At 73.9% G+C, this 12,871-nt stretch carries 8 protein-coding genes; 7 read left to right on the forward strand and 1 reads right to left on the reverse strand.

Features of this window, described 5'->3' with window-relative positions; all coding sequences use genetic code 11:
- Nucleotides 1–262: 262 nt before the first annotated feature.
- Nucleotides 263–1,360 (reverse strand): LacI family DNA-binding transcriptional regulator, encoded by a 1,098-nt coding sequence (locus tag ACWERV_RS03630; RefSeq protein WP_452928234.1) that lies wholly within the window; start codon nucleotides 1,358–1,360, stop codon nucleotides 263–265.
- A 205-nt stretch (nucleotides 1,361–1,565) separates the two neighbouring features.
- On the opposite strand from ACWERV_RS03630, the gene ACWERV_RS03635 reads away from it, so the two are divergent.
- The 7 genes from ACWERV_RS03635 to ACWERV_RS03665 all read left to right on the forward strand — a co-directional run bounded on the left by ACWERV_RS03635 (nucleotide 1,566) and on the right by ACWERV_RS03665 (nucleotide 12,694).
- On the forward strand, nucleotides 1,566–2,855 hold the full coding sequence (locus ACWERV_RS03635; protein ID WP_452928237.1) for an ABC transporter substrate-binding protein: 1,290 nt from the start codon (nucleotides 1,566–1,568) through the stop codon (nucleotides 2,853–2,855).
- A 28-nt stretch (nucleotides 2,856–2,883) separates the two neighbouring features.
- Nucleotides 2,884–3,783 carry a carbohydrate ABC transporter permease gene (locus tag ACWERV_RS03640; RefSeq protein WP_452928239.1) on the forward strand — a complete coding sequence of 300 codons (900 nt, stop codon included), beginning with the start codon at nucleotides 2,884–2,886 and terminating at the stop codon, nucleotides 3,781–3,783.
- On the forward strand, nucleotides 3,780–4,706 hold the full coding sequence (locus tag ACWERV_RS03645; RefSeq protein ID WP_452928242.1) for a carbohydrate ABC transporter permease: 927 nt from the start codon (nucleotides 3,780–3,782) through the stop codon (nucleotides 4,704–4,706). The genes ACWERV_RS03640 and ACWERV_RS03645 overlap by 4 nt, the downstream gene beginning before the upstream one ends.
- A complete protein-coding gene (locus ACWERV_RS03650) occupies nucleotides 4,703–7,393 on the forward strand; it encodes a hypothetical protein (RefSeq protein WP_452928244.1) in 2,691 nt (896 codons plus the stop codon). Before ACWERV_RS03645 ends, ACWERV_RS03650 begins: the two co-directional genes overlap by 4 nt.
- A gap of 392 nt (nucleotides 7,394–7,785) precedes the next feature.
- Nucleotides 7,786–9,231: an MFS transporter gene (locus ACWERV_RS03655; RefSeq protein ID WP_452928247.1), complete on the forward strand. Its 1,446-nt coding sequence runs from the start codon at nucleotides 7,786–7,788 to the stop codon at nucleotides 9,229–9,231.
- A gap of 139 nt (nucleotides 9,232–9,370) precedes the next feature.
- Complete coding sequence (locus ACWERV_RS03660; protein WP_452928250.1) at nucleotides 9,371–11,416, forward strand: CBM96 family carbohydrate-binding protein; 2,046 nt, start codon at nucleotides 9,371–9,373, stop codon at nucleotides 11,414–11,416.
- A 249-nt stretch (nucleotides 11,417–11,665) separates the two neighbouring features.
- A complete protein-coding gene (locus ACWERV_RS03665) occupies nucleotides 11,666–12,694 on the forward strand; it encodes a LacI family DNA-binding transcriptional regulator (protein WP_398184492.1) in 1,029 nt (342 codons plus the stop codon).
- Nucleotides 12,695–12,871 lie beyond the last annotated feature (177 nt).

The following is a 12,871-nucleotide window of genomic DNA, read 5'->3' on the forward strand; positions in this document are numbered from 1 at the left end:
CGGCATCGGCCGGCCGAACGGTCGGAGCAGGGAGGCGTCGTGGGGGGGTACGAGCGATGAGGCGGGGGACGCGGCGGCGAGCCGGGTCCCCCGAAGGCGTTCACCGGGGCGCTGCTCCGAGGAGAGCAAGCACGTCCGAGAGAACGTTATCGTCGGATGTCTTGGACGTTTATAGAGGCGGTCCCGCAGCTTGTAAAGGCCCCGCGCCGTACCGCCGCACCCCGCCGCACCGCCCGGCGGCGACGGCCTGCGGGCCGCGCGCTCAGGGCGCGATCTCCCCCGAACCCCGGGTGACCAGCGACGTCGTGACGATGACGGTGCGCACCGGGCGGGCGGGCTCGGCCAGCCGCGCCTGGAAGAGCTCGATCGCCGTCCGGCCGATCTCCCGCTCGCCCTGCGCCACCACGGTCAGCCCGGGTCGCAGCAGGTCGGCGAGCCCGAAGTCGTCGAAGCCGACGAGCGCGGTACTGCCGTAGTCCGGGCCCAGCGCCCGGATGACGGCGACCGAGGTGGAGAAGTTGCCGGTCACCAGGGCGGTCACCGGCTCGGGGCCGCGGCGCAGGCTGTCCAGCGCCGCGCCGATGCGCTCCTCCTCGATCGGGCCGGGGTGCACCAGGCCGTCGACCGGCAGACCCGCGGCCCGCAGGCACTGCCGGAAGGCCGAGGCCCGCTCGTGGCCGGTGTAGATGCGCTCGTCGTCGCCGATGTAGCCGATCCGCCGGTGGCCCTGCGCGGCCAGGTGGGCGAAGGCCTGCCGGATGCCGCCGCGGTTGTCCGAGAGCACGGTGTCCACCTCCACGCCGGTGGCCGGGCGGTCGAACGCCACCACGGCGAGGCCGGAGTCGATCTCGGGCTGGAGGTACTGGTGGGCGTCGGCGATGGGCTCGATGACGATGCCGTCCATCCGGCGGCCGCACATCGACATCACGGCCTCCCGCTCGCGCTCCGGGTCGTCCTCGGTGGACATCGCGACGACGGTGAGCCCGGCCTCGCGGGCGGTCTCGTCGACCGCGCGCAGCACCGGGTGGGCGTCGGCGATGTGCCGCACGGCGGCGCCGATGGTGCCGGTGCGGCCGCTGCGCAGCTGGCGGGCCCGCACGTCGGGGCGGTAGCCGAGCTGCTCGATGGCGCCCCTGATGCGCGCGGCCAGTTCGTCGCCGACGGTGGCGTCGCCGTTGACCACCCGCGAGACGGTGCGCAGCGCGACGCCCGCCTCGCGGGCCACGTCGACCATCGTCGGCCTGCGGGTCCTGCCGGACCTGCCGGGCCCGCGGTCGGCGCCGGGCCGGGCGGCGGACCCGTCGCCGGGCCTGTCACCGCGCTCGCCGCCGGACCTGCCGGTGTCACCTCGACCGGGCACCTTCGTTTCCCTTCGCCGGATTGCGGTGGACGGCCCCCGCGGGCGGCCCGAGACCGGTCCGTGATCGTGCGGGGGCTTGACTTGCTGTCGCGGAACCTTACTGTACTCGACGAGATAACGTTATCCCGGTCGCCGGCCCGAGCCGCCTCCGCACGCGACCGCGGTCCCCGGGATCTCCCCGACACCCTCACCGAAAGGGACGGCCATGTATCGACGTGCCGCGTTCAGACGGATCGCCGCCACCGCCGGCGCCGCCGGCCTGCTGCTCCTCGCCGCCTGCTCCAACTCCGCCTCCAGCGGCGGGAGTTCGGCGGGCGGCAAGACGCTGACCTATCTGACGTTCAACACCCCCTCGCTCACCCCCGCGTTCTGGAAGGACTCCATAGCGCGGGCCGAGAAGCAGGCCCCCGGGGTGACCGTCAAGCAGGTCGTGGCGCCGAGCACGGACCGCGACGCGTACGCCAAGCAGCTCCAGGCGTCCGGGCAGTTCCCCGACCTGCTCCAGTCGATCACGCCCTCGCAGTACACCGCGGCCGGGCTGCTCACGCCGTACGACCAGTCCTGGATCGACGCCAACTTCCTGCTGCCGCAGGGCAACGCGATCAAGGGCAAGGTCTACATCCCGCCGACCAACTCGCAGATCATCCCGCTGGTCTTCTACAACAAGTCGCTCTTCGCACGGGCCGGGGTCCGGCCGCCCACCACCTGGGCGCAGTTCCTCCAGGTCAACGCCACGCTCAAGGCCGCCGGCATCACGCCGATGGAGCTGGGCGGCAACGACCCGTTCGCCGCCGCCATGCCGCTGACCGGCGCCGTCTCCGCCGACGTGCTCGGCAAGAACCCGCAGTGGATCCAGCAGCGCTACGCGGGCAAGGTGAAGTTCGCCGACGCCGACGTGGTCGCCGCCGCGGGCAAGATGCGCACGCTCGTCGAGAAGGGCTACTTCGAGGACGGGGCGCTCAGCGTCAGCTACGCCGACTCGATCAAGAACTTCAACGCCGGCAAGGCCGCGATGTACCCGATGGGCAGCTGGTACCTGGGCTCGATCCCCAAGGACCAGTGGGAGAACATCGGCGTCTTCCCGTGGCCCACGGACGACGGCAAGGTCGTCGTGCCCTTCGCCGTCGGCGGCTCGATGGCAGTGAGCGCCAAGGCCAAGGACGTCAAGGCGGCCACCGCCTTCGCGCAGTCCTGGTCGCTGGACCCGGACAACCTCAAGGCCCTCATCGAGGGCGACGGCGCCTACCCGATGCTCAAGAACAAGACGCTCCAGGACTACGGCGTCACCGTCTCCCCCGCCTTCACCGGCTCGTACGCCTATGTGACCGCCACCAACACCAAGGTGAGCGCGGTCGGCTGGGCGACCAGTGACGACGCGCTGCCCGGCACCCTCAACAACGACTTCTACGCGGCCGCGCAGGCGCTCTTCAACAGCTCCGACGTCAAGGGCCAGCTGTCCAAGCTGGACAAGTCCTGGGACACCGCGACCAAGTGAACGCGCGCACCACGAAAGGACACCTCCGGTGAAGCCGCTCTCCCACTGGTTTCGCGACACCTCGCAGGACCTCGGGCTGCGGCTGGTCGCCGCGCTCGGCCTGCTGCTCTACCTGGTCTTCATCGTCGTACCGGTCCTCATGAGCCTGCGCAGCAGCTTCACCGACGAGAACCCGCTCAAGGCGGGCAGCAGCTGGATCGGCCTGGCCAACTACTCCGAGATGCTGCACGACGAGCAGTTGCGCAGCAGCGTCGTCTTCACCCTGCTGCTGGCGCTCGGCGTCACGGTGGTCTCCAACGTGCTCGGCCTGGCCTTCGCGCTGCTGCTGGACCGCAGCACGCTCGGCTACCGGGTGCTGCGGACGATCGCCTTCCTGCCGCAGGTGGTCTCCGGGGTGATCGTCGGCTTCGTGTGGAAGACGATCCTCACCCAGGACGGGCTGCTCAACAGCGTGCTGAAGAGCCTGCACCTGGTGCACGACCCGGTGGACTGGCTCGGCAAGCCGCACCTGGCGCAGTTCTCGGTGGGCGTGGTGGTCGCCTGGGTGCTCTCCGGCTTCACCACCGTGGTCTACCTGGCGGCGCTGCAGAACATCCCGCGCGAGCTGTACGACGCGGGGGCGATCGACGGCGCGGGCACCGTCCAGCAGTTCCGGATGATCACCTGGCGGATGGTGGCCCCGGCCACGACGATCAGCGTCACCATCTCGCTGATCACCGTGCTGAAGCTCTACGACGTCATCCAGGTGCTCACCTCCGGTGGGCCCGCCGACGCCACCCAGTCCACCGCGCAGTACATCGTCAAGATGGCGTTCACGAACGACCGGTTCGGCTACGCCTCGTCCATCGCGATGTTCCTGCTCGCCCTGTCCGCGGTGATCGCGCTGTCCGTCACCGGAATCCTGCGCCGCAGGGAGGTCGACCTGTGACCGTCCAGACCACACCCGCCCGCCGTCCGGCGGTGCGCCGCCCGGCGCGGCCCCGCCGTGACACCGGTCCCGGCACGGCGCCCCGCGGGACGGGCCGGCGCGGGCTGCTGAGCCCGCTGCGGCTGGTGATCGCGCTGGCCGTGGTGCTGGTGTTCGTCAGCCCGATCTACCTGACGGTGGTCAACGCGTTCAAGAGGGAGGACGACATCGTCTCCTCCCCCGCCGCGCCGCCCCTCCACCCGACGCTGGGGAACCTCTCCACGGCGCTCCAGCGCCCCGACCACCTGCTGCAACTGGGCCTGCGCAACTCGCTGGTCGTCGTGGTGTGCTCGGTCCTGCTGCTGATCCCGCTGGGCTCGGCCTTCAGCTTCTACGTCTCGCGCCGCCGCACCCGGCTGCGCGCGCTGGTGCTGGCCGTGCTCGCCGCCGGACTGATGATCCCGCCGCAGGTGGTGCTGCTGCCCACGATCCACATCCTGGACTTCCTCGGCCTGGACCACTCCTATCCGGGCCTGATCCTGTCCAACCTGGGCGGCGGCTACTTCTCCTTCGCCGTCTTCGTCTACGTCGGCTTCATGCGGGCGGTGCCCGACGAGGTCGTCGAGGCCGCACGGCTGGACGGCGCCGGGGGCCTGCGCATCTGGTGGACGATCATCATGCCGCTGGTGCGGCCGGCCACCGCCACCGTGGCCATCTTCCTCTCGCTGTGGATCTGGAACGACTTCCTCAACCCGCAGTTCATCCTCGGCCCGTTGCAGGGCCAGACCATCACCACCGGTCTCTATCTCTCCGTGGGGCAGTTCCAGATGGATTACGGACAACTCTTCGGCATCATGTTCCTGGCCGGGGTGATCCCGGTCGCCGGATACCTGGCGCTGCAGAAGCAGTTCATCGCCGGGCTGACGTCGGGTTCGGTCAAGTGAGCGCGCCCGCCGCGCAGCGGCAGCGGGACGCCCGGCCCGCGGGGACGCCCGAGGGCGTGCCGGAGCTGGACGAGCTGGCCGGGGACTGGCTCCCGGCCGAGGCGCTCGCGCACCTGCCGACGCTGCGCAACCAGTGGGGCCAGGGTCATGTGAACCAGGACCTGACATCGTTGTCCTGGCTCACCTTCACGCCGTACAGCGGCGGTTACCACACCGGTGTGCTGCGCCTCGACGGCCGTCCGGCCGCCGCCGCGCGGATGCGCTGGTCGCCCTGGGGCGTGCAGCGGGCCGCCGAGCACGGGCCGCTCACCGTGCGCACCGAGGTGCGCATGGGCTACGAGCGCAGCCGGCTGATGTGGCGTGTCACGCTGCACAACGGCTCGGCGCACCAGGCCGCCGTGACCGTCGAGCAGGAGCTGCTCGCGATGGTCGCGCACCACCGGACGGACTGGGGGTGGCTCTACGGCACCCCGTGGAACTCCGGCCACCACCACGACTTCTACGCCACCGAGCGGCTGCGCGCCGAGGTGACGGCCGACCGGCCGCGCCAGGTCCAGACGCTGCCGCACGGCGAGCGCTGGGTACGGCTCGGCTCGCCGCGGATCCCCGGTATCCAGCGCGACGAGGACTCCGCGCCGATGCTGCTGGAGTCGGAGCTGCCCGACCACTCGACCCCCGACTCCGGCCGGGTCCGGGCGCCCGGCGCGCCCTGCCTGCTGCGCGCCCTGAGGGTGCTGCGGGCGGACGGCACGGCCGGGCCGGTGGGCGACCCGGCGGCGGCGTACACCGTACGGGCCGGGACGGACCTGCGGATCGGCACCGTGCGGCTGGCCGTGGGCGACACGCTGGAGTGCGAGGTGCGGGTGGACCAGGAGGGGGTGTCCGGAGTGGTCGCCACCCACGGCAACCACCCGGACTCCGCCCAGCTCTCGCTGGACGGCGGACGCCCGGCCCTGCGGATCGGCGGCGAGTACACGGTCGCCGCCGATCCGCTGCCGCCCGGGGGCTGGCACCGGCTGGGGGTGCGGATCGGCGCGGCCGGGGCCGAACTGCTGGTGGACGCCGGGGTCGCCGCGCGCACCGCCCCCTGGTGGGGCGGGCAGCGCTGGACGGCCACCGCCGCGGACGGGGTGCTGCGGGTCGCCGACTCGCGCAGCCCGGCCCGCTGCGCGTACGCCTTCGCCGCGGAGCCGGACGCGCTCGGCGCGGACGGCGCCCGCGGACTGGCCCGCTGGGACGTGGTGCTGGCGCCCGGCGAGACCCGGGAGCTGGGCTTCGTCCTGGAGATCGGCTCCGACGCGGACGAGGCGGCCACCGCCGCCCGCGCCGCCGCGGACGCCTTCGCGGCGGCCTTCGACGAGATCGCCGCGCGCTGGCGGGACACCTGGCGGCAGGCCTTCGAACCGGGCGGCACGGAATTCTCCGGCTACCTCCCGGCGCTCGTCACCGACGACGCGGACCTCGCGCGGACGTACTACCTGGGCGCGCTGCTGGCGGTCTACCTGCGCAACACCCGTGTCTCGCGCACCGGCCCGGTCTTCCTCACCGGCGGCCCGCGGCTGGGCCCGACGACGACGTACTTCTGGGACCAGTCGGAGTTCGCCCGCACCGCCGCGCTGCTGGAGCCACGCGGGATGCGGGCCTGGATCCTGGCCGCGCTCGCCCGGCCGTACGACCACTGCCACTCCTTCGACACCTACAACCTGCTGCCGGTCGGCAACCACTACGCGGCCAACGACCACGCCCTCTTCCGGACGGTGACCGCCTACGTCGCGGTCACCGGCGACACCGGGCTGCTGCGCGAGAACACCGGCGGCGGCAGCGTGCTGGACCACCTGCGGGCCATGGCCTACCGGCCGCGCTCGCGCCGGGCGGCGTTCGGCGACGGGGTGCTGGTCGATCTCGGCCGGGACGCCTGGGAGCTGCTGGAGTGCGTGCCCAACTACCGGGACGCGGTGGTGTCGTTCAACGCCGGTTACGCCGGGATGCTGCGCACCCTGGCGGAACTGCTGGAACTGCTCGGCGAGGACAGCGCGGAGGCGGCCGCCGCGCGGGCGGACGGCGACGCGCTGGCCCGCGCGGTGCTGGCGCAGTACGCGGGCGGCGGGCGGTGGCGGATCGCCCGCCCCGAGGGCTCCGACACCATCGGGCACGTCCTGGACTTCGCCCTGGTGGCGGCCGACATGGCCGCGGACCTGACGGACGGGCAGCGCGCGGAGCTGGTCGGCTTCGCCGCCTCCCGGCTGGTGGACGGCGACTGGATGCGCGCGCTGGACCCGCGGGACCCCGTCGCGCCGCTGTCCGACCGGCCCGACCACGGCGCCGCGGGCGCCTTCGCCGCCTGGCCGGGCGCGACCGCGTACGGCCTGTGCCGGCTCGGCCGCCGCGACCTCGCGGCGGGCATCCTGCGCCGCGCCCACCGGGCGACCTCCGGCGGGCTGTGGGGGCAGGCCATGGAGGTGACCGCCGACGGCACCTACCGCGTCGCCGAACGCGGGGTGTCCAACCGGGAGTCGGTGGCCGCCGTCGCCGTCACCGAGGCGGTCATCGCCGGGCTGTTCGGCATCGAGGCGGCCCCGGGCTCCCTCACCGGTGCCGCCGCGGGCGCGCTGACCGGCGAGTTCGGCGAGCTGCGCGGCGTACGCGCGGTCGGCTTCGACCTGGGAGCCGCACCACCGGCCGGATGACCCGCCCGGACCCGGTCCCGCTCGTTCCGGCTGCGCGGCAGGCACGCACGGCCGGTTCGGCCCGGGGCAGGTGAGAAGGGCCTGAGCGCCGTCCGGTCCCGAGGCCGGGTCAGGACCCGCGCGGCCGGCCCTCGGTGCACCGGCCGGGCGCGCGGTCCGCACGCCGCGTGCGGTGTGCGGGTCCGTCCGGCGTCCCGCGGGCGTGCCGCCGAGGTCGGCTCGGGGCCACGCGCCCGGCGGGGTGCCGGACGGCACCGGGCCGGGGAGGGCCGCCGTCGGCGCGGCTCCCCCCGGCCCCTGCCGCGTACCGACTGTTTTCCGCCGCTTGCCGTGTCTGCACGGGCAGGACAGCTCCGCCGCGTCACGGCGGGGCGGGGAGCAGAGGGAGAACGGTGGCTACCGAGAGAGTACGGATGACGTCGGCGCAGGTCTGGATCCTGGGCCTGGCCTCGGCGGCGTCGTTCATGATGTCGCTGGACAGCGTGGTCGTCACGACGGTCCTGGGCACGGTCCGGGAGGACCTGACGGCGTCGACCGCCGCGCTGGAGTGGGTGGTCAACGCCTACAACCTGACCTTCGCGGCGCTGCTGCTGACCGGATCGGCGCTCGGCGACCGCTTCGGGCGGCGCCGCGTCCTCACCGCCGGGCTCGCGCTCTTCACCACCGCGTCGGTGGCGTGCGCGCTGTCACCGGACGTCGGCGCGCTGATCGCCTTCCGGGTACTGCAGGGCGCGGGCGCCGCCATGGTGCTGCCGCTGTCGCTCACCCTGGTCGGCGCCGCCTTCCCGCCGAAGCAGCGCGGCAAGGCGATGGGCCTCTACCTGGGCATCACGGGCCTGGCGACCTTCAGCGGGCCCTTCGTCGGCGGGGTCGTCGCCGAGGGGCTCGCCTGGCAGTGGGTGTTCTGGCTGAACCTTCCGGTGGGCCTGGTGACGATGGTGCTCACCGGGCGCCGGATCGCGGAGAGTTCGGGGCCCGGCGCCCGCTTCGACCTGCCGGGCGTGCTGCTGGTGACGGGCGGGGCCCTCGGCCTGGTGTGGGGCCTGGTGCGGGGCAACACCGCGGGCTGGGGCAGCGCGGAGGTGCTGGGCGCCTGGGCGGCGGGGGCGGCGCTGCTGGTGGCCTTCGTCCGCTGGGAGCAGCGCACGCCCGCGCCGATGCTGCCGATGCGCTTCTTCCGGCTGCGGGCCTTCGCGACCGCCAGCCCGGCGAACTTCCTGGTCTTCGCCTCGCTCTACGGCACGCTCTTCTTCCTCGCGCAGTACTTCCAGACGGTACGGGGCCAGGGCCCGCTCGGTGCGGGCCTGCGGCTGATGCCGTGGACGGCGACGCTGATGGTGTGCGCGCCGATCGCCGGGCGGCTCACCGACCGTTTCGGGGAGCGGGCGTTCGTGGCGGGCGGGCTGCTGCTGCAGGCCGCGGGGATGACGTGGATCGCGGCGGTCGCGGACTCCGGCACCGCCTACCCGCGGCTGCTGCCCGGACTCCTCGTCAGCGGTGTCGGGCTGACCATGGCGATGCCGGCCGCGCAGCGCGCGGTGGTCGGCGCGGTGCGGCCGCAGGAGATCGGCCAGGCGTCGGGCGCGTTCATGATGCTGCGGATCTTCGGCGGGGTCTTCGGCACCGCGGTCACCGTGGCGGTCTTCGCCGGGCGCGGCGGCTACGCCTCGACCGCCGACTTCGGCCGCGGCTTCACCGCGGCGATGGCGGCGGTCGCGGGCTACGCGTTCCTCGGTGTGCTCGTCGCCCTCGGCATCCCGGCCCGCCGCCCGGCTCCCGCGCCGGGGGCCTCCGCGCGGGAGCGCGGCGCCGACCGCGCCCCGGCGGCGCGGCCGTGAGCCCCCGTCCGCGCGGGGGCGGCTCCCCCGCGCGGACGGGAAGCGCGGAAGCGGACGCCCGCGCGGCCCGGGAAGGCTAGCCTTGTCCCGAAAGCCTGATCTGCGAGGTCCGGTGACGGGCAGGGGTGGGGAGCGGCTCATGAGGAGACACAGCGCGGTCTTAGCGGCGCTGGGGCTGGCGGCGGCGTCGCTGACCGGCCTGGCCGCCGGCGGTCCGGCGAGCGCGCTGACGCCGCCGGTGGCGATGACCGCGGACGACCTGCCGACCTGGCAGACCAACGGCGTGGTGTGGGCGCTGGCCCAGGCGGACGGCGTGGTCTTCGCCGGGGGCACCTTCTCGTCGGTGCGGCCGCCGGGTGCGGCGGCGGGCACGAACGAGCAGCAGGCGCTCAACTTCCAGGCGTTCGACGCCGCGACCGGCGCCCCGACCTCCTGCCGGCTGTCCTTCACCGTCGGCAGCGGCACCGCCACGGTGCGGGCGCTCGCGGTGTCACCGGACCACAGCACGCTCTACGTCGGCGGGACGTTCGGCACCGCGGGCGGGGTCCCGGTGAGCAATCTCGCGGCGGTTGACATCGCGAGCTGCACCGTGCGGACGGACTTCAAGGTCGCCGTGTCCGCGCAGGTGCGCACCATCCTGGCGACGGACGACACGGTCCGGTTCGGCGGCAACTTCACCTCGGTCGGCGGCCAGGCCCGGCAGCATTTCGCGGCGGTCAGCACGGCGGGCGCGCTGCTCCCGTTCGCGCCCGCGGCCGACCAGGCGGGCAAGGCCCTGCTGCTCTCGCCGGACGGCTCCCGGGTGGTGCTCGGGGGCGACTTCGACACCGTCAACGGTGCGGCCTCGCACGCGCTCGCCGTGGTGGACGCCACGACGGGCGCGAACGTCCGGACGTACCCGGGCTTCATCGGCGCGACCTCGACCGTGCAGGACCTGGCGTCCGACGCCACCGGCTTCTACACCGCCAACGAGGGCACGGGCGGCTTCGACGGCCGCATCGCCCTCGACTGGGCGACACTCGACCAGCGCTGGCGCGACACCTGCCTGGGCGCCACCCAGACGGTGCAGGTCTACCAGGGCGTGCTCTACAGCGGCTCGCACGCCCACAACTGCTCCAGCATGGGGCAGTTCCCGCAGATGGACGACCGGCAGCACCTGCTGGCGGAGTCGGTCGGCAACCCCCGCCCGCTGCTGGGGTGGTTCCCGGACACCGACGACGGCCCGGCCGGCACCGAGCAGATCGGCCCGCGGGCCATGACGACGGCGAGCGAGGGCGGCACCGACTATCTGTGGGTGGGCGGCGAGTTCACCCGTATCGCCAGCAACGGAAACCGCCTGCAGCAGGGCCTGGTCCACTTCCCGAACACCCCCGACACCCGCAGCCCCACCGTGCCGCAGCAGCTGACCGGGGTCGCCGCCCCCAACGGGGTACGGCTGACCTGGCAGGATTCCCTCGACCTCGACGACACCGCGCTGACCTACACCGTCTACCGCGACGGCGTCCGGATCGCCGTGGTCGGCGCCTCCTCGACGTTCTGGAACCAGGGCCGGGCGGCCTTCGCCGACACCACCGCCGGACCCGGCACCACGTACAGCTACCAGGTCACGGCGGCGGACGCGGCGGGCAACACCAGCGCGCGGTCGGCGGCGGTGAGCGTGACGACCTCCGGCACCGCGACGACCACCACGCTGACCGTCCCGGCGGACGCCGACAGCTACACCAACGCGGCCGCGACCACCGCCAACTACGGCGGCGACCAGCAGCTGGCGGTCCGCGGCAGCTCCGCCTACCGGACGTATCTGCACTTCACCCTGCCCGCGGCGCCGGCCGGGATGACGCTGCGGAGCGCGTCGCTGTCGGTGCGCACCAGCTCCGACACGCTCGCTGCCTCCGCCGACACGCTCAGCGTGCAGCATGTCGCGGACGCGTGGACGGAGACGGGTGTGACGTGGGCGAACCAGCCCGCGCCCGACGCCGGTTCGCTCGGCACCCTGCCCGCGCCCACCGCGCTCCAGACCGACTACAGCGCCCCGCTCACCGTGTCGGCGCTCAGCCCCGCGCTCGGCGGCGGCTACGGCCTGGCGCTCACGTCCACGGGGACGGATTCGGCGTGGTTCTGGTCCCGCGAGGCATCCGGTACGGCGGGCCATCCGCAGCTGACGCTGACCTTCGCCAAGTCCTGACGGCGGGTCCGGTCCGGGCGGGGCGCCGCGGCGCCTCCCCGGACCGCAGCTGTTCCCTCGGCAGCTGCCGTCCGGCGGGCGTCCCGTCCCGGTCGCGGCGCGGGGAGGAAGCGGCGCATCGTGGAACACGATGTAACACCGGAGCGCGGCGAGCGGGTGGCTTCCCAGCACACCCCCTGCTTCCCGCCCCTGTCAATACGCGTACGGACGCCGCTAGTCTGCTGCACATGAAACAGAGCGGTGTAACGCGTGGCTAGGCAGCCGGGCTCCCGGGCCACGGTCCGGGCCATCGCGGCGGAGGCCGGGGTGTCGATCGCGACCGTCTCGCGGGTGATGAACGGCCATGCCTCCGTCGCGCCCGACACCCGCGAGGCCGTGCGCCGTGCGGCGGCCCGGCTGGGCGCCGCGGCACCCGCCCGGCGGGGCGCCGCGGACGGTGCGATCTACGTACGCTGCCCGTACGTGCTCAGCGACTACTTCGGGGTCATCGTCTCCTCGATCGCCGAGACGCTGGACCTGTACGGGCGGCGCCTGGTGCTCAGCGCGGGCGACGCGGCCCGCGACCGCGAGGTGCTGGGCGGCCTGCCGGACGACCCGGCCGTGGCGGGCGCGGTGCTCATCGTGCCGCCCGAACCGGAGCGGGACCTTGCGGCGCTGCGCGCCGCCGACTTCCCCTTCGTCGTCGTCGATCCGCGCACCCCGCTGCCGCAGGACATCGCCTCCGTCTCCGCCGCCAACCTCACGGCGGCGCGCGCCGTCACCGCCCACCTGGTGGAGCTGGGCCACCGGCGGATCGGCGTGATCGGCGGCCCCGGCGACTGGCTCGCGGGCCAGTCCCGGCTCTCCGGGCACACCTCGGCCCTCGCCGACGCGGGTGTGCTGCCCGCCCCCGAGCTGCTGCGCAGCATCGAGCCGACCGCGGACTGGGGGTACACCGCGGCCTGCGAGCTGCTCGACCTGCCCGAACGTCCCACCGCGCTGGTCGCGTTCAACGACAAGGCCGCAGTCGGCGCGCTGCGCGCGGCGTACGAGCGGCGGCTGCGGGTGCCCGAGGACCTGTCGATCACCGGCTTCGACGACATCGACCTGAGCCGCAGCACCGTGCCGCGGCTGACGACCGTCCGCCAGCCGCTGGAGGAGATGGGCCGGATGGCCGTCTCGCTGCTCATGCGGCTGCTGGACCGGCACACCGTGGACGCGCTGCACGTCGAACTGGCCACCCAGCTGGTGCTGCGCGGCTCGACCGGCCCGGCCCCGTCGGCCGCCGGCGCACGATGACTTTCCTCCACCGGTCTGGTCTGTATTCCTGAGGGCCGCGTCCGCCCGCCTTCCCCCTTCCCCACCGTGCCGCTCGCGACGGCGCGCGTTCCCAGGGACGGCGGGGCGGCGCCGCCCGCAGGTGCCCGCGGCGCTCTGCCCCGGGCCGGACCGGAGGTCTTTTCTTCCCATGACGAC

Source organism: Streptomyces sp. NPDC004031, assembly GCF_053604375.1.